We start from the raw sequence: 18,158 nt of genomic DNA on the forward strand, positions 1-18,158 counted from the left end.
GCTGACACTCCTCATACAGTGGCCTTCAAAGTAAAAAAAGATAACCCATTATTCCGATCTACGATGGAATACTCCAGCTTAGAAGACGATTTACGCGCCATATCGATGAGTCCAAGCCCAGCGCCCGTTTCCTCCGGCGCGATCTCCGCTTTCAACTTCATTTTGTACAACGCTTTAAGCTCCGGCTTGTCCATCAGAATCAGCGAATCGAGATAGGCTTGAAGCGTTTGGGCATCCTCGTTATGGATCAGATTGCCGGAACAGACCATATAGCCTGCATCTTCCTGCTTGCCGATGGTCACAATGCTCGAATACAGCATTAAGTCATGATGAGGACTGCCGGACTTTGCAACATTATATTTATTAATATTTTGCGTTTGCTCGATGAATAAAGAGAAGATGTTGTACACTTCGTTCTGTGGACGGTGCTCCGTTTCCAGATAAGATTTTACTGCCTCTCCATATTCTGCAATAAGCGCTTGCGACAATTTCCCTGAGAAGCAGATCAGGATTCCGTGAGTACGCAGCGCTTGCTGTACTTCCAACACATCAATCATCATGAGTCAGCCCTATCCCCTAATCCCAAATTCATATCCGCAGCTTGTAACCTCGGATACGTCATATCAATGGAATAACATATCTTTACACATTCGACAACCCCTCTCTTCCTCCTGCCCCAATGTATGAAAATAGAATCATTCTCGCTCGAAATTTGTCGAATCACGAAATGAATCGAACCTATAATAAGAAAAACCGTCCACTCACATCGTGAGAGACGGTAATCGCATCATTGTCATCCTTTATTACAGCCCTAGGGCTGCCGTTTTGTCGTTGTTGTTATTCTATATCTCCGCCACGGTACGCTTTCTCATGATATTTGGTGATGATTGAGAACAGCGATTGTCCATCATCCTCCGGCTTAAACGTTGGCTCCAGCGGTAAATACATTGCCTGATACGTCTCAGGCACCCAGATATAAGGATGCACATAACTTGTAAGCTGAAAGCTTGTCCGCTGCCAGAATTGGATGCGCTCCGCATTCTCCTCCGTTTGCTCCGCTTCAACCTCGATAATGATCGCGCGGCAGGATTCCGACGACTTCGCCCACTCGCTGATCGCTTCCACACAATGGCGGCCAAGACCGCTGCCTCTTCGACTTGCCCGCACGGCGAGATAATCGAGCACGAGCACTTGCGCCTCACGGTCAGTAGCTGTCAGCGCCATAGCGACGACTTCGCCCGCCTCCATCCATGTATGCAGCTCGCTCAGCTTGCGCTGAAACATGCGGCGGATCACGCCTTCGCTCTTCCCTCTATGTTCGGGAAAGGCTTCCCGGTACACCGGCTCTACCTTGCGCCACAAGCGCTCATCCCAATTCGATGTAACTTGATAGTTCATTAACGTGACCTCACAGGTGCTCGCTCGAGCTGATTGATGACAAATTCATTTTCTCTCGTGTTCCTAACTACCCTTCTGGTCATTATACCACACGGTCTTGACTTCCAAATCGTGAACGAGGAAAGACCCAAGCGTGGGTTGCAGTTCAGGGTTCGCTTGGGTCTTTGTGTTTGTGGAGATTTCTTATAGGGGTTGCGCCGCTGTTGATGTTCGCAAGGAAATCACGCATCGTCGGTCTGCATCTTGTCCCCGGCCGTCCGGATTAGGATCAAAAAACGGCATATACTTGTGCATCAGGTCGGCATGCTCCATCATCTCATCGTCTGCCACATCCACCGTGGAGATTCGGATGTGCTCTCCCTCAAGCTCCACGATCCGGAAGTCAGGATAATCCAGACAAGCTGCCAGCTGCACGAACGTCCAATTGTTTTGGGAAACGATCGAATTCACATGTGTGTGACCGTTGAAATAGACGCCTATTCCTTGCTGTTTCCGATTCAGAATGCGCCACATATCAATGCTGGGATGAATCGATTCATTGTGCATGTCCGACCTTGTTGTCGTCCGATAAACAGGGTGATGACCGAAGACAAGCAGCGTCTTCGAGCCGGATAGCTCTACACAAGCCTCCAACCAACGCAGCTGTTCCTCGTCTACCCAACCGCTCCAGTCCATAATGTCCAGCTCTCTGGCCGTATCCAGAAACACCAGCATCGCCTCGTCCGTATCTATCGCGTGATAGCGCTGCTGCCCCGTCATCTCCAGCACCTGCTCGCGTGTCAGTAAGTAAAGATCGTGGTTGCCCAGCACATGAATGAATCTCCGATCACGCTTCTCGTACTGCAGCAGCTCATAAACCCCTTGTAGCTCCGAAGGCGATCCCACGTTCGTCAGATCTCCCAGCGATATATGCCAATCCCCAACCGTATTCATAAAACGCCCCAGCAACTTGTGGTAGAAAGCAAACCTAGCCGCAGCCAGCCCCGGAATCAATTCTTCGATATCGTGATAATGCAAGTCACCTATCAGAATCAATCTCATTAGCTCTCTCCTCCTGGAAAAACCTAATTTAGCTTCTTTCCTAATGGTAAAGAGCAACTATTGATTGGTTATTAAGTGGGGGAGAGTGATAGCACGAGACATCCAATTCATAAATTATGAACCCCCGTGCTTTTAATGCATCAGACTTTACCTAATACAAAAAGCGTATGCACATTACATACGCTTTATCTTAATAAATTTTAACTCCAACAACAGCTCACTTCTAAATAAATGAAGTATCATTCCTTAATTAAACTAAGAAGAAACCCAAGAGTCTCTTCATCCAACTGTAATGACTGGCTTGTCTTCTCCGGTCGTTCTCTATCGACCGTACCATAAGTGTCAATTTGTAAATACTTTTTCCCATCTTCACTAAAAGTGATATAAGTTCCCTTTACAGGCTTATGAATTTCTGCCTTTATTTTATTGTTTTTCTAAGATTACTTTTTGAAAGAAGAGCCACATTGCATTCCTCCGAGGTATCCATGTAATAAGGATTACTTTATAAACCACGCAGCTCTATTCTTTGTTGCTTTACTTCCATTAGAACTAAATGCAAAGCCGTACCCCAGCTTAGTTAGTTCCTTAATGATTTTGTTACACTCTAGGGTATCAACAACCCATAGGCAGCCGCCACTTGATCTCTTATCTATGAATTCAAGTGATGCTTCTTCCAAGAGAGCAATCAACTCTGAAATACCACTTAAAGAATCAGATGTATAACTTGGTTTCGTTTCAGCTACAATCGACTCTTTAACAGCCGTCGTTTGATACATACTTTGTGTAAGTGATCTCACTTCTACAGCATATTTATCCTTAAATTCATTCCAACAAGCTTCTTTTTTACACCACTGACTAATATTCGTTCCTTGAGAAGATGGATTAGAGATAAAATTCCATGTTATATCAGCTGTTTTCCGAATCATCTCACCCATTATTGGGCTAATCTTCTGATTGTCCCATACATCTGTAAGAGAGAAATACTTCTCAGTAGCGTATGAAATCATGGCAACTGTATAAGCAACAACATTCGCCTTGTACCCAGGAAGCTCCATTTTCTTGACAATATCATCAACAGCTGTAAAGAATATCGCTTTTGCGATCGCCATTTTAAAGAACTCAGCATCAATTTGCTGCTTTCTCTTAGCCAAGAGCTGCATGAAATCAGTAAAGTTAGCTTCATTTCCCTTCGATACGGTATGGGGAACCTGATGCCATGCCATAAAGTATTTTGCTAGCTGTGTTTTTGATATAACCTGCTGTTTTGGATGCTGCAGCTTAAACTTCTCTTTAGCTGAGCGGGTCCCTTGTCGATTTAAATCTACAGCGTACTGCCCGCGTGCGCGTTCATAATACCACTTTTTATCAGATTTCACTCCACCAGGTGCCGGTGCCCAAATATTTCTAGATAACTGTTCGAGTTGAATATGCAACGAGTCGTTTGCACCTAAATCCGAGAAAGAGATTTTATTTTGTGTATTCGCATACTTAGAGATGCGGGCAATAAGTGTATCTACACGTTGTTCTTCAGTTGTTTTAAGCAATGTGAGCTTCGCCTGAATATGCACACCGCTAATGTCTATACCTGCTTGCCATGCGTGATGTAATGAGGCTGTTGTTTGGCCACCATTTACAATCTGCCAACCAGTCAAGGACTGAACACGATAAAGGTTGGAATAATTGTTAGTTTGCTCAAGAACAGCATCTTCGGCCGTTGTTGAAATTCCATTGTTGTAAGCTATAAACCGTTCCTTTTCTTTTTCAAGTGTTTCTTTAATTCCCTTATTAACCGAGCCTTTTGTCTGAAGGAATGATCTAACGTTGCGCTCGATTAATCTCTGACCAAATTTTTCATATGTTTTTGCAAGAATAATTCCGGGTATATATCCGATATAAACTTCAAAATCGCAATCGTTATTATCGCTACTAGGTACTTTCATTAGTTCGAACGTTTCTCCGAAATCACTACCAAAGTTAAGATTAAAGGACTCCGTATCCTGCATTTCATTAATGAGTTGGTAAAGCCGTTCAATATCCCACACTTGAACGTTAGCTTCGTCAACCTCATCAATAGTCACGCTTACTGCGTCATTTGATTTATATACACAATTAGTGAGCATTATTATTTCCACATGCTTTATCTGATTTGCAAAGGTCTCTATTAAATGGGCTAAGTCATAAGCTTCAGCACTAGACTCATCAATAAAAGGCTTGAGTTTTCCGGATGCACATTGCTCATAAAACTTAACAGCCTTTTTAACAGCACGTTCTACATCTGCTCGGCTAACCGACCTTACCTTGTCATACGGCATCTCATGCACGGCAACAAACAGATGTAACTTACAAGCTTCCTCGTCGAACGTATAAGCATTAACTTTAATACCCTGTCCAGATTTTTGCCAGAAGCTTGGATGGACATTCTCCACCACACCGTTTTCCTCAAGGTGCATACACATTTTTTCTACAAACACAGCTTCAGCGTTGCCGTGATAACTGTTTAACTCGTCTAGTATCTGCTGAAAGAAATCTTGCGCGAATTCTTGAAGATCCATTGTTTACAACTCCTGAATCATATCAATAATTTTCGTATCCTGGACAATGTGATCTTGAAGCCCATCTAGAATAATATCGTAACGAACATTGGTTATACCTTTTGGCAGTTCACCAATAGACACTCTTGGAAAATCATGATTGACAGTATAATACTTTTTCTCAAGAACTCTATATTTTTCTGCCTGATAACTCTCCGATTGATTTTCAAGATACCCTACTTGGAACAGAGCATCTTGAAATACTTTCAAGTACGAAGGCCAGCCGCTTAATAGTATTTTGATCTCTTCAATAATATGAGATAAAGACTCTCCGTTATTTTTAGAAGGTTTGAGTGATAGCACACAAAGAATCAGGTTATCTACTTCATCACCTGTTAGCTGCTCCTCACTGGAAATTGTCACCTTTAGTGGGTTGTAGGAGAGAGTAGTCTTTACCTCAATCCCCAATCCATCAAAACGAAAATCGACATGCTCCTTATAAGGACCTCGCCAATTAGTAACAATCCCAGGATTTACTCCTTGCTGCAATAGACCTCTTAGCACATGGACTTCCCCAAGCAATCCACGGCGTTGTTCTGGAGACAACCCATCAACTCCAATATTACTGAAGAAATCACTCCATCTTTGGAATGTTTTATGAAGTGAGCCAAAAATCTCTTGTGACTTACTCAGCCATAAATCTTCTAAAAGATTGCTAATAAATGCTTCGAATGTAGCATTATCATTATTTGATTGAGTCAGGGTAATACAATTTTGATTCGATAGAGGTCCAATTTTGTCAAAATGGACTTTAGCAACTTTCGTGCCTCTACATATAGGTAGGTACTTCAAACTTACATTACCATGCTGCTGAAATATAGGAATGATAAGAATGCGTCTTTCTTCTTCTGGCTCTATGGCTAAGAAGAATATTTCCTTATGACCATTGCGCAGCTCTCTGACAATCATTTTATTATCTGCTGTATAACTAGATCTATTGACAGTCATATCGCAATCTAAATCTGATAATAGAGCTCGTATATCGTACATTTTACTCTCCACCATGAATAGATTTATTTACAATCATACTACGTTGGTGACGAGATACTTTGCTCTTCGGGAATGAAATAGCAAAACCAATAGCCATTTCTTTATCTGTAAGAGCAAGATCGCGTTTTGCTTTTCCCATAATTGTTTCTTCAACCTTATCGTCAGCTATTGGATAGAGAAGAAGAAGCCCCTTCTGTGCACTCCTCAATCCTCTAATTTTCGCCTGGAGGTTGGCTTTATGTTTCCGCTCTTTTGTCTCTTCACCTGCTTGCTTAATTAACTCCAGCTCTTTATGCTGATTATCATCAAAGTCTAAAAATTCATGACCCTCAGATGTTAAAATACGTATACTAATCGATTGTGAGTTTTTCGAGTAGTGTTCAACCTCACCTTTACGTTTTACGCCGTTGTTTATTGATAAATTAGCTATCTTCCTTTCACCATCACCAGCATTAATAAGAATCACAGTCCAATTAATCAACTCATTATCTTGGTTACATTTGATAATGTAATCCTTGATACTACTCGTATCCACTCTAGTAAGATTGGACGGGGTCTGATATTCCTCAAGGAAGTTCAAAATATGAGCTGGCTTTACATCATCCCAACGATAATGCTCCTTGGATGTTGAATTTTGGTTTTGGGTCCCAATATCCTCAATTAAATGTTCAGCTGCTGCAAAGTTCTTCGCAAAAAACGCTTTGTTATTATCAAATACTGTTGTCTGAACCAAACTCGAACTATAAGACACACTAACCTCACGTGCAGATCGCATTTTATCAGGGCTTGTAACTTGAAGATCTGGATGCGCACCTATCTCTAGAACGTACTCTTCTGGAGAATATCCGAATTCAGACATCTCTTCCAACTGTCCGCGAAGCTCTTCCGTTGCGATCGCGATGTGATAAAACCAGTTTGCGAGCTCTTCCGTTGTATAGATGCGGCATAAATCAAAGTAGCCTTCTCGGTAACCAAACCATCTGCCCATCTGCATTAACGTATCATAAACTTTACTAGTCCGCAGATAATAGCTTACAGTAAGACCGTCTAATGTCAGGCCACGAGATAACTTATCGCCACCAACAGCAAGTACATAAAGTCCTTCCTTATGTTCTTCATAATCTAATGCGTCACTACTTTTTCCATTAATCTCTTTCACCTTCAACTTTTCAAGCACATGTACGATCTCTTCTCTCACTTGGATCCATGTAAACATATCACCACTATCATTTCGAGCAGCAGATGTAACTACAAAGTCAGTATTATATAAATCCATCATTGCTTCATCGTGACTCGTTGCAGTACCACCGTACCGAACCGCATCTTTTATATTCGTCATATAATCTTTAATTTTGTGATAGACCTTTTTTTGAACGTCAGTAAATCTAGTAACGTGTACTAGCATGGAGCTGTGTTTATTTCCTTGGCCTCTTAATCTTCTAACTGCCGTCGCAATCAAAAAAGCATAAATACTTTTAATTAAGTCTGTTGGCAAAGGACCAGGAAAATGATCCTTCTTATGATTCTCAGGAATAAATTCCTTCTCTTGTACGATTTGTCGAACTAAACTCCCCTGTTGATTGTCGGCATCATCATTCAAGGAGAAGTATTCAGCCGGTCCTGCATAGTTGTTAGGTTTAGGAAGTGCAACAATAAAATCTCGTGGAAACAAATCCTGACCATGAGCAGCTGAAGAAGAATCACGATCGATAAGCATATTTGCAAATGGAGTTGCCGTATAGCCTACATATGCCCTTTGATCGAAAGTATTGAAAATTTTACGTATAAGCCCATTAATTGTTGATGGGTCAAATTCTGGATTGATTTTGTCATCATCATCATAAATTTCTGAAGTGTTTACAGTCGCCTGATCCGCCTCATCATCAATAATGAGGAGCGGTAGATCCGGAACAACTTTATGATCCAGGCCTTCTCTCGGCACAGCATAGTGACTCTTTTTCTGAAGATAATTTAATAGGTTAGTTAATACCGTCTTATTCTTTTTGACAACCAGCAGAATAGGAGGCTTAAACATAGTAGTTGCTTTCTGAATCGTAAAGTCACCATTATTATCCGAGTTAGTCAATGAAATGATAGGGTCGTGGAATTGGTAGCCTTCCATAAGTCCCACTCCAACCCTATAATCACTTGTTTGCTTCGTTTTCATGGAGAAGCCGATAACTTCTTCGTCAAGTCGAACTTGAGTTTGACTTCTAAGGTTATTATGCAACCCCCCCAAGACGATTACGACTTTATATCCAACATCAAAAGCTTTATTGATAACAGCAGTGAAATTGGCTGTTTTACCAGACTGAACATAACCCATAACAAGGCCTTTCCGCTCAAATTGCTCACCTTGTTTACGAGGATCATCCAATAGACCAAGAATTTCATCAGAAGTTGAATCCAATGAATCGATAGTCGATTCAGACCATTTCTTCTTAGTTCTAAGGTAAAACTTATAGCGATTCCACTGTCTCCAGTTTGTTTCATTTTTCACTTCATTATCAAGCCAAGGTTGGTGCCCATTCTTTCCACGTAAAATGGCTGGTATTGAAACGGTTGTATTAAAACTTGTTCTCAAATCTTCTACCAAGCGCTCTTTCATTTCAGCAGAAAGGCCCATCATTGTTTGAAATTGCCCTACGACAGATTCAATGACTTGATCCTGCTCTTCCTTTGCATTTGCCAGTTTAGGTTTTAATATAGGTAAAATGGCTTGTTTAAGATCCTCAAATTCTAAAACACTCACTATATTTCCTCCTTTAAACTAGCTTCTAATAATTCTTCTGGATATTTAGCAAACGAAGGCATTGCCTTTAGTGAATTGACAATATCTTTTATAGGTACTTTCATTTGTTTGTATATCTTAACAATATTATGCATCTGAATTTTGTCAGACTCATCAACAGTGAGATGAGCAGAGGTATCAGATTGCGGTGTATATACCAAAGTATTGATTGGGCAGAACTCTTGAAGAAGCTGCAGGTAGCTATCCAACTGCTCAACAACTTCTCCATCAATCTTTTCCTTTATACTTTGTAAAAGTGGATTCTCTTTGTATATCATAAAAAAGGATCTTTGATTTCTTGTCGACTGATTCCAAAGCAAGTCAATATCAGTGCGCCCCTTTGATCCACTAATCTGCTTCTGTGGAACACCTCTATGGTAGTACACTTTCTGCGACAATTCTCTTGCCTTTTCTGCCCAGCGTTTTAAAGTTTCAATTGATTCCTGAGGTGGCCTTGCCACTGATTTCTTAACATCGATTTGCCAGTCAAAATCTGAATCTTGCTCAATATCAACCCTTATTCGAGCTAACTTTGCAGCCTCCTCCTTGGGAAATAAGGAAAACCAGCTGCTTACCGTTAATAGACGTTTATTTCGATAGATATAAAATCCTTGTTGGTCGTACCAACCATAGGGTCCACCTGCATCTTTATGCTGATCTTTGGACATCTTACTATGATGAGGAAGAATAAAGCCTTCAATGGATATTAACTTTCCATCAATATACATTTGCTCCTTACTCATTTCATAAGTATGCTGCAACTTTGTGCAGAAGGGATCCCAAGGCACCAATTCGTTATTATTAAGTGTCATCCGTACACGGCCATTCCCCTCTAGAAACCGCTGGAATACCATGTTCAGATGTCTCTCTAAAGAGTTAATTTGCCGAAAGAACTTCTTTTCTTTATTGTTCGTATATGGTGCCAGAACGACTCTATCTAACTTTTCTATTAGTACTATCGTACCGGAGGAGTTCCCGATACTACCTAAAAACTCTAAAGAATCAGAGTATGCATGTTTCCGTAATTGCCACTCATTATTTTGTTGAACAACTTCTAAATCCCAACAACGAATGTGCACGTTACTTTCTCTTCTAGTCATAACTGTGAGTCGCTGTCCTAATGAAAAAGAAGCTGTCTTTAAGCCCATACCAAATCGGCCTAGCTCTTTAGCTCCACGTTTATCAAGTGGGTTTTTGGATCCAAGTCTCATGGCATTAGTTAACTCTTCTTCGGACATCCCTCTACCATTATCCTCAATTCGAATATAACTCCGCTCTTCTCCCCATTGCATCTGAATGGATATCTGCGTTGCCTTTGCGTCCAGACTATTATCGATAATGTCAGCTATCGCTGTTTCAAGAGAATAACCAATAGCACGTAATGATTGAATTACAGGTGAAGCATCAGGCGTTACAATTTCATGAAGTTCGTTTGAACTATCGTGAGCCATTCAACATTCCATCCTCTTCCAGAGATAGTTACATATACCCACTTAAGCATAACAGAGCGTTCCGATTATTGTAAATGTGTAATGTATAACAAAGAACATTAAATACAATAATATCCAAATTTTAAACAAATGGTAATTCGAGCTTGTTACTACCTTGAGTAAGAGTGAGGAGGTTGAAGCTATTTGAATATCCAAAAGGAATTTTGGGGAAAGTTATTAGAGTGGTTTAAGACCAATGCGCGATCTTACCCTTGGCGGATAACTAATGAGGTTTATCACATCATAATTGCTGAAATCCTTCTGCAGCAAACTCATGTACGAAAAGTAGAAGCGGTTTATTATAAGATACTTAAACAATATCCTAGTTTCACTGAACTTTCACAGGCTAATCAAGATGAACTTGTATCACTTATCGAACCTATAGGTTTAATATATAGAGCGAGTCGCCTTATAACAATAGCTAACATCGTAGAGAATGAACATGAAGGTAATTTACCTAACACCTATAAGTCATTAATTGCGCTTCCTGGTGTCGGTGATTACATTGCAAAAGCGGTGCTTTGTTATGGCTATGGAGAAAAAACTGTTCCTGTAGATACAAATGTCATTCGATTGTTCACCAGGTATTTCGCTCTCAACTCAACAGCAGCACGACCTCGTACAGATAAAAAACTATTTCAAGCTATAGCATCGCATTTTACATTAGAGTTGAATTACAGAAATGCAAATCTGGCGATATTAGATTTTGCAGGATTAATATGTACATCACATAATCCGGTATGCTCGATTTGCCCATTGGCAAGCAGCTGTGAATACCAAAAAACCCTTACCGATTAGTAAGGGTTTCAGCTTATATACGCGATGGAGCAGCTTCTTTTTTTGCTAAGTTCAGAGTTTGGTTTGTAATTACGTTAACCAATTTATTTTCTTCTTCTAGTTCTACATTGAGGTATTCCAGCATTCTTTCTGCTAGAGCTCTGCCTAACAGAGGCGGTACCGCATTTCCAATTTGTTGATACTGAGAATCCTTCGGCCCAACAAACTTAAATTTATCTTGAAAAGTTTGAAGCCTAGCTGCCTCACGAATACTAATTGCCCGATCCTTCGTAGGATGTATCCACATGGACTTACGTACGTTAAGGACAGTACCTGATTGACTATCATATTTCAATCGTAAATAAACCGTATTTTGGGTTCTATTAGGATTTGTATATGAAGCCTTCAGAGAGTCACTCAAATTATGAAAGTTATCCCCTTCATTTAAGACCTCGAATCTTTTAATAGCATCAACGGTTGAATCTGTCATAATGTGATTGTGAATTTTTGGTTCATCGGCATTTAGATACTTCTGAAGAGGATTTGAAAAATCCATTACTAACTTCTCCACTGGATCATTGTTCTGGATGTCGGTCTTCGGAGAATAAGCCTCTAGATCACTAATCGCGTTATAAACTTTGTACTTCTCCAATCCACTGACACGTTCTGGAAGCTGAATTTCTGCATTCCCTGCATATTCCTCTTTAATTCCAAGAATACATAATCGCTCTCTATTTTGTGGTGCTCCGAAATCAGATGCATTTAGTATTAAATTATCAGGATTAGTATTAAACTTATATTTTAGCTTCCTAAATCTTGCCTGCAAATAATCCAAAACATTGTAAGTTTCTAGAGTAATGACTATATTATCACCATCACACCTAAAGTCATCGGAATGAATCTTCTTCTCTTGAATCTCATTTAACTTCTGCAGTACTTTTTGTGATTCGCTGATAATTTTAAGATCGTTATACAACTTAGTTAGATTAAAATTATCGGGTGATATCCAATATTCTTCAACCTGGCAACGAATTTCGTTCCAAAGTTGCTTATATGCCGAGTTGTCATCCCAAAATCCGTTGTGAAGCGTGTCCCAACGATTTCGCACATAATTAATGAATGGATCTTTGTCAAGCTTTAGATACTTTTCAAATTCTTTCTCTTTCCTTAACATATGTGAGATTTTGGATAGGAAAGTTTTATCATGAATCATGAAGCCCTTTGCACCAAAATGATTCACACTCTCAACCAGCTGTTGCCCCCAAGGAATCGCTTCTCCTAATACAATGACCTCGGGTTTTAGAGTAATTCCTAGATCAGCGAAGCTTGTCTCATCGTCTATTTCGGCATAAAATTTATGTTTATCTGATTTTAAAGTTTTTACATTTTCCATTAGGAACGCATCTGGGTTTAGTTTTTCAATGACATTAACATATGCTTTGACCAATTGATTATTAGTGGAAATTAGCTCACTCTTCTGCCGGTTCGCATTAGAGAAACCTTGGCACGGAGGCCCGCCAATGACAATATCCACTTTCTTGTCTTGAGTTTTAAGTGATCCTAATAGTCCATCTATTTCAGACTTAAGAAACTCATTAATATCACCATACATCATAGTACCCGGGTGATTTAATTGATATGTTGAGCTGGCCCATTTATTATTCTCTATAGCAGCAACAATTTTAAACTTACCAGTTTGCAAAAAACCACTGCTTAGTCCGCCAGCCCCGGAAAACAAGTCAACAACGTTTAGTTTACTCAAACTCATTACCCCGCCTTCAGAACTAATGTTCTTATTCACTCTAAAAGAATATCATTCCATATTAGCATTTTCAACTTAAAATATTACCATGTATTTTCAAAAGCTTTTAAAGTAAAAAACCGCACAACATTATTGTGCGGCCTTCTATCTATTCTAAGCAAGTTTAGCCAACTTAAATGATATCATATCTTCAAGTTCAACTTGTTCATAAGAATCCAGTATTGTTACTCCGCCTAGATGATTTATATACATCATGAGTGAACGGAACTGTTCTCGACTAGGGGTTCGGTTTTCCGTTTTCTCCAAACTAACAAGAGAACTCAAAATAGCTTTAGTTATTACTGGATTCCTAGAAAAACTTCTCTCTAAAATACTTTGCGTAATATCCAGCTTCGAGAGCAGCATTTTAGTCAATTCAAATGGATTTTCTCGACTTTCATCGTAAGAGACGTATCCGTACCACCAAAGTCTAGCAATTCCATTTCGAATTAATGCTCTGTCTCTATTTGCCATGAAAAAATATCGCTCTTGTATTATATCAGCAGGATTACTTTTTTCCTTCTCCATATAAGTCTCTACCGGCCAACGCTTCCTCATATAAGCCCAAAATACAACATGAGTTAAATAGGTCCACAAGCGCTCATCTGTTGCTTGGGTAATTGTCAAATTCTTCATAGCAGTATAAATACGTTTAGTATTTTCATAATCGAAGTGCATGGTTGAACTTTGCGGAAGGAGCAGGTCCACATCATGCATCCGGAACCTAGTTTTCCTTGCCCATTCTTGACCTTCAAAAAGGGATCCTAGCCACTCCTCATCTAATTTATATTTATCAAGATTGGGCTGAATGTTAACCTTTATCTCATCTAAAATAGCTGTATCCAAGTATTTCAAATCCATATTGCTTAACCCTCCTCTTCCACATTTTCAAGAGCTACCAGAGCAGCGGTAACTGGGTCTCCAATTAATTTCTGTCCAATTACGACAACCGAATCACTTGAATTTAATAAGTCAATATTCATACCTCTGAGTCTTTGCTGTATTACTTGATACCACCTGCAGTCCTCATATTCGAATGCATCTTCAACAGTTCTCATCATTTCAAGGATAGAAACAAGTATGGGTAATGTAATTAATGATGCCAGCAGCGGCCGCAAACTCTGACTTACAGATAAATACTTGTAACGTTCGAAGTTATCAGCATTTAATTTGATAACAATTTTATTCCCCGAGCATTCATAATCAAGCGGTTGTGAATCTTCTCCATGATTCGGTACAACTGAGAAAATGGAAGGAATACGCTGAAGCGGATCTACATCTTTATCTGCGTAGAATGTTCGCTCGGAATCAATAGCTAATACGTCGCCTTTTTTAATTAAGAAGGTATGTCCGTTATAATCTTCATGGAATTCTGCTATCCTGTAGTTCTCCATTCCTTCTGCTGCGAGAACGAAGGCGCAAATTTGCACCTTCCCCTCTAGATCATCTGCTTGTATTTCGAAGGAAAAAGCATGATCAAATGAAGTAAACATTTTACGGTACCTGGTACTCGAACATTCAAAATGGAAAGCGAATCTTGCTTTTTGATCTAAGATAAGCTGATTAAGATCATCACTACTTGTGAAACAAGTAACCTCAAAGATATAGGTATTCCGAGTTTTTTGAGTTTTTAATGATGTCTGGAAATCTACGTCAACTACGTCATCAGAAAAAAAGGACAATACAGGATGAGGGAATTGCCGATAATTAATTTGCATGTATGGAAACCTCCAGCGCGCACCGCAGCGGCTCATCTAATGTAATGATAACGCTGCATTTGTTATCTTTTAGAAAGCTAATCGGACCTATTTTGCCATCGTTGCGGACATGAATGGACTCATCCAGCCCTTCAAGAACTGCCGAACGAATTGAAGCTGGTTCTCCACCAACCTCACCAACGATCTTGATCCCTAAGTAACCTAGTCTATTATCGTCAACCTGAACTGTAACTTTATATTGTCCTGCTTTAGGATCGATACAAAACACTCTTGAATGGTTCAATTTAAGCGGTCGTCTTTTGGAGGACTGATCCACAGGCTTATTGCTACTTTCATTTGTTCCAGAGTCTGGCGAATCAGTATCTGTTGAATCTCCATCGTCCTTACTGTCATCATTATTTGGTTCTTGATCGTTAGAATCTTCATCCATGTCATCAGTGTCATTTTCCTCGTTTGAACCCGCATCTTTATCAACGGAATCCTGCCCTGCAGCTTGCTCCATAGCGCCAGCGTATACTGCAGCCGCCATCGGCCTTCTGACAAATTCTATTTCGATATCTTTTGTCTCCGATTTATCAAATGATCGAGCCTTACCCGCATTAGGTGTTTGCTGCATGCCAGAATTATTCTCTAGCATATCAGGCAAATGATCACTCATTCCCTCTACATCCAGTTCTTCAGTCTCCATGTTAATTACAATGGACTTTACTTTGTCATTAATCCATGAATATAGTTTTTTAATGATCCCCTTTGCATAATCTGGATCTTCATAACGTTCCGGTTCCCAGGCAGTATGAGTAGGGGGCTCGATCTGTCTTAGGAACGCATTTAACGATTCCCCTTTAGCTTGTAGTACACCTGCAAATTTGAAAGGAGTGCGAAAGTTCCCTTTATCATAAATTTTCATTCCGGTTGATCGCACCATAGCTACTCGTTTAGATAAGTCTTTACCAGGAAGAACAAAAAGATCGATCCGTCCCATACCAAGAAAGTTCTCATCATAAAAGTGCGCTCTATTCGATAATGTGAAAGCTTCATGATACTGATAAGAATATGATTCCGTATCATCTTTCATATACATCTCTAATAGATCAGAGAGAGTAGCAGAATTAATTGTTGTAGTCCCCACTTTCACGACCAGTTTCTGCTCTAGAATAGAAACAAAAAAGTTCTCGAGTACAGACTTAATGACCTTTGTTTCCCAACCTTCTTCTGCGTGAAAACCAGCTACAAAAATATCTGTCCCCGTTTTATCTCTTCTGAAAGCACAATCTATTTCATCCTGCTCATAAATTGGTTTATTGCGAGACTCTTGACCGAAGTAACCGGTACCTTGAGTCGGTTCATCAGTAATGTCCAAATGTGTTACAAGCTTAGAAACGCCTTGGAATGCAAAAACTCCCTCATTATCATAAGTGCCATAAAAAACGGTCCTTAGATCAGAACATGCAAACGGAGCGTGTTTTCCAATCCCAAAAGATCCACCTGACTGCGAGCTTTTGTTAGATGATCCAACCGATTTAATTAAGTTATGCCAACCACCCTTGTTATCTTCCAGTGATCCGGTTAGTCCAGTGGTATTGAAATCGCTAATTTTTAAAAACGGAATTTTTTCTTGGTTCATAATAGAAAACGCCTGGTTGAAGAAGTTCGAGGTCTTCGAATTGTCAGACCAGTAGGCAAGACAAGATTTCAATGATTGGATAAACTGCTCCTTACCAGGAAATAAGTTTGAATCTAGATATTCCAACGTAAAATGAACTTCTACAGGACGTGATGCATCACTACCCTTAGCATCACATGAGTTCTGATTTATCTCCCTCGCTAGTGAGTCCCATGGGTTACCTTTGAAAGTTTCAATACCAGCGTCATTTAACCCTGTAACTTGACCATAATTATTATGCGGAAATTTCCAACCAATCATGTTATGACCCCTCAATCATATTCAGTTGATTTTTACATTCGATTGCAATTTTCTGAACTAAATCTACAGTCACTGCATTGCCTATTTGTTTGTATTGATGTGACCTTCCCATTCCTTCTGGAAATGTAAATTCGTCATCAAATCCTTGTAGACGAAGGCACTCACGAGGCGTAAGTTTCCTTATCCCCCAATCATCCTCTATAACAGGAACATTATGTCCACCCGCTCCCATATTGGCAGTGAGTGTAAACGAGCAATCCGATTTATTTTCTCTAACATAGGCCCTTCTAAGAAGATAGATGGAATTATGTCTGCCTTCTTTCTTTGCCTTTTCCATCTCTTGTACAAACAACTGCCCATACTTACTTTCTTTATCGAAATAGAGCTCAGGCTCGACTGGCTGATTCAGGTCAAAAAAACTTACAAGTTCTCGTCGCACCGTTGCTTCAACAGGGAACTGGAATGTATTCTTTTTAAAAATGTCGTTTCTAAAAGCAACCATGTATAATCGTTCTCTATTCTGAGGTATATCTGTATGCAAATTTGTATTAAGAACCCTAGCATTAGGGTTCTGTTTAGATAGTTCGCCGCCCTTAAGCAAATTAACACTAAATAAGTACCCCGCGGATCTTAATTCCTCTCTAATAATGGAAATTGTGTTACCATTATCATGACTAAGTAGATTTCGTACATTTTCTAAAACAACCATTTTGGGTCTCTCCGAGCCAAACTCTTTCAGTAACCTTATAATTTGAAAGAACAATCTCCCTCGAGCATCATCGAATCCCAATTTATTCCCTGCCTGTGAAAACGATTGGCATGGGAAACCTGCTGTTAAAATATCTACTTGTGCAAGGTTATCCGCACTAACTGAGAGTTCTTCAATCGATTTTTCATACAATTCCACTTCTGGGTAATTGTATCTGTATGACTGGCACGCATGAGTATCGATCTCATTCGCCCAAACGACTTGAAACCCTTCTCGTTTAAACCCTCTGCAAAATCCCCCGATGCCCGCGAATAGACTTGCAACTTTATACTTATGTGTGGAATCCTTGATGTTGTATGACAATACTTTCACCTTTTTCTCAAGTTACTTATAGATTAAATGTGCAACCTATTATTGTTCTTCTTCAAGGGCACAAATTCCTCTATAATCCGACAAAAAAGGCTATTACTATTTTCCCCATATACATTTTTATTTCTTGCTCAAGCATAAATGATTGCACTTGCCTAAAGATCTAATACTATTTAACCATCTAGGTTTGACAACAGTATGCCAGGGAACGAATGTTTGTGTTTTTTTATCACAGAGGAAAAGTAATTACATACAACGTTTAACAACCTCAACCAATGGTTGAGGCTATTAGTTAAGTTAATTAAAGTCTCTAAGCCTATGATTACATAGACTTTGGTAATACGGGGGATAAATGCGTACAATTAGGAATATCTTGATTTCCACTTGGTACAGCTGTTCCAGCCCTTCATCAAGAAATGCTTTTGGATACAAACCTGCTGCTCATTGGGATTATATTCCCAGACTCGCATCATGCCAACCCTCGGCTTTACTTCCTGTCCACCTTGATACCCATTCCAATGCATACACATGGCACAAATTCGAGTGGTCGGCGAACACA

At 39.8% G+C, this 18,158-nt stretch carries 13 protein-coding genes; 1 reads left to right on the forward strand and 12 read right to left on the reverse strand.

Annotated elements, in window-relative coordinates; all coding sequences use genetic code 11:
* Positions 1-11: 11 nt before the first annotated feature.
* From AC0YNS_RS18665 to AC0YNS_RS18695, 7 genes are all read right to left on the reverse strand, one after another.
* Positions 12-560 carry a SiaB family protein kinase gene (locus AC0YNS_RS18665; protein ID WP_475782494.1) on the reverse strand — a complete coding sequence of 183 codons (549 nt, stop codon included), beginning with the start codon at positions 558-560 and terminating at the stop codon, positions 12-14.
* Positions 561-837: 277 nt separating this feature from the next.
* The gene (locus AC0YNS_RS18670; RefSeq protein WP_475782495.1) at positions 838-1,398 is read right to left on the reverse strand and encodes a GNAT family N-acetyltransferase; all 561 of its coding nucleotides are present in this window, start codon (positions 1,396-1,398) and stop codon (positions 838-840) included.
* 183 nt (positions 1,399-1,581) lie between these two features.
* Positions 1,582-2,439: a metallophosphoesterase family protein gene (locus AC0YNS_RS18675; protein WP_475782496.1), complete on the reverse strand. Its 858-nt coding sequence runs from the start codon at positions 2,437-2,439 to the stop codon at positions 1,582-1,584.
* 497 nt (positions 2,440-2,936) lie between these two features.
* Positions 2,937-4,991, reverse strand: a complete 2,055-nt coding sequence (locus tag AC0YNS_RS18680) for an AIPR family protein (RefSeq protein ID WP_475782497.1) — start codon at positions 4,989-4,991, stop codon at positions 2,937-2,939.
* Between the two features lie 3 nt (positions 4,992-4,994).
* Entirely contained in the window at positions 4,995-6,020 is a 1,026-nt protein-coding gene (locus AC0YNS_RS18685) for a PD-(D/E)XK motif protein (protein ID WP_475782498.1), read from the reverse strand.
* Position 6,021: 1 nt separating this feature from the next.
* Positions 6,022-8,772: a Z1 domain-containing protein gene (locus AC0YNS_RS18690; protein WP_475782499.1), complete on the reverse strand. Its 2,751-nt coding sequence runs from the start codon at positions 8,770-8,772 to the stop codon at positions 6,022-6,024.
* Complete coding sequence (locus tag AC0YNS_RS18695) at positions 8,772-10,262, reverse strand: ATP-binding protein (RefSeq protein WP_475782500.1); 1,491 nt, start codon at positions 10,260-10,262, stop codon at positions 8,772-8,774. The genes AC0YNS_RS18690 and AC0YNS_RS18695 overlap by 1 nt, the downstream gene beginning before the upstream one ends.
* Positions 10,263-10,445: 183 nt before the next feature.
* Between AC0YNS_RS18695 and AC0YNS_RS18700 the strand changes: the two genes are divergently transcribed.
* Positions 10,446-11,099 carry an HhH-GPD family protein gene (locus AC0YNS_RS18700; RefSeq protein WP_475782501.1) on the forward strand — a complete coding sequence of 218 codons (654 nt, stop codon included), beginning with the start codon at positions 10,446-10,448 and terminating at the stop codon, positions 11,097-11,099.
* 13 nt (positions 11,100-11,112) lie between these two features.
* Here AC0YNS_RS18700 and AC0YNS_RS18705 read toward each other — a convergent pair whose 3' ends face one another.
* The 5 genes from AC0YNS_RS18705 to AC0YNS_RS18725 form a co-directional block, all read right to left on the reverse strand.
* On the reverse strand, positions 11,113-12,846 hold the full coding sequence (locus AC0YNS_RS18705; RefSeq protein WP_475782502.1) for a DNA cytosine methyltransferase: 1,734 nt from the start codon (positions 12,844-12,846) through the stop codon (positions 11,113-11,115).
* Positions 12,847-12,993: 147 nt separating this feature from the next.
* Complete coding sequence (locus AC0YNS_RS18710; protein ID WP_475782503.1) at positions 12,994-13,740, reverse strand: DUF6339 family protein; 747 nt, start codon at positions 13,738-13,740, stop codon at positions 12,994-12,996.
* Positions 13,741-13,745: 5 nt separating this feature from the next.
* Positions 13,746-14,597 carry a hypothetical protein gene (locus AC0YNS_RS18715; RefSeq protein ID WP_475782504.1) on the reverse strand — a complete coding sequence of 284 codons (852 nt, stop codon included), beginning with the start codon at positions 14,595-14,597 and terminating at the stop codon, positions 13,746-13,748.
* The gene (locus AC0YNS_RS18720) at positions 14,587-16,521 is read right to left on the reverse strand and encodes a hypothetical protein (RefSeq protein ID WP_475782505.1); all 1,935 of its coding nucleotides are present in this window, start codon (positions 16,519-16,521) and stop codon (positions 14,587-14,589) included. Before AC0YNS_RS18720 ends, AC0YNS_RS18715 begins: the two co-directional genes overlap by 11 nt.
* A gap of 1 nt (position 16,522) precedes the next feature.
* The gene (locus tag AC0YNS_RS18725; RefSeq protein ID WP_475782506.1) at positions 16,523-17,593 is read right to left on the reverse strand and encodes a DNA cytosine methyltransferase; all 1,071 of its coding nucleotides are present in this window, start codon (positions 17,591-17,593) and stop codon (positions 16,523-16,525) included.
* Positions 17,594-18,158 lie beyond the last annotated feature (565 nt).

It is taken from the genome of Paenibacillus sp. J22FR21 (genome assembly GCF_056269135.1).